Source organism: Bartonella sp. OT172YNZD (assembly GCF_042193725.1).
GTDB classification, from domain to species: domain Bacteria; phylum Pseudomonadota; class Alphaproteobacteria; order Rhizobiales; family Rhizobiaceae; genus Bartonella; species Bartonella grahamii_A.
Genome location: NZ_JBHILZ010000081.1, coordinates 1 through 792 on the forward strand (window position 1 = coordinate 1; position 792 = coordinate 792).

1 pseudogene is annotated in these 792 nt (G+C 42.8%); it reads right to left on the minus strand.

The features are described from left to right. Positions 1-792 (minus strand): annotated as a pseudogene (locus tag ACFIJS_RS09120) (hypothetical protein); the annotation flags it as partial.

Sequence of the window (792 nt, forward strand, 5' to 3'; positions counted from 1 at the left end):
CTGCCTTTAAGCTCGTTAATGTGATGTCGGGAGCTAAATCAAATTTTACTTTATTGTCTTCTTTCCCTTTTGTTATACTCAGGTTACTACTTCCAGACGATAAATCTACTCCGTTGTTAATGTCAACACTTGTACCACTTGCACCTTCAACAGAGAGTTTCCAAGTTTTGCTCGCCAACTCTGTTACGGCTTTCAGCTGTGCAACATTTACTGCATCACGATCATTAATACCAGCCGCTACCCCTGTAATCTGCCGCGTCATATCATCGTCAACATTACCGACAGAAACTGGAGCATACCCCTTTGTAGATTGCCATTTGCTATCTTTACTTGTTGAGCTTTCTCCAGTTCTAGGGTCATAGCCCGCTTCAGCATCTTCCCTACCAAAAATGCGAGAATTATAACCCAAAGCGACTCCCCCAGCCGCTCCCATAATAAAAGTACTGCTACCTAAAGCAGTTGATTTTCTACTGCGCGATACTGCATTCCCTCCAACAATAATCGAGTAATCTTCATCAGCTTCAGAATGTATCCCTATAACAACGGACCACTCTTTTTTAGCTTTAGCAGCATCAAGGAAGCACGAGCCAGCAGTACCACATTTTGTAGTCTTACCTATTGCAACACTTTTATATGCAGCCTTAGCACCATCACCATACGTAAGACCTGTATCAAAATCTCTTACCTGACGTTGCATTCCTGCATTTCCATCCCTCAGCAGGTCAGACACATTCACAGGCATTGTAACAGGTATTGCATTCTCACTATTGTAAGCAAACTGTTGGATGGTAG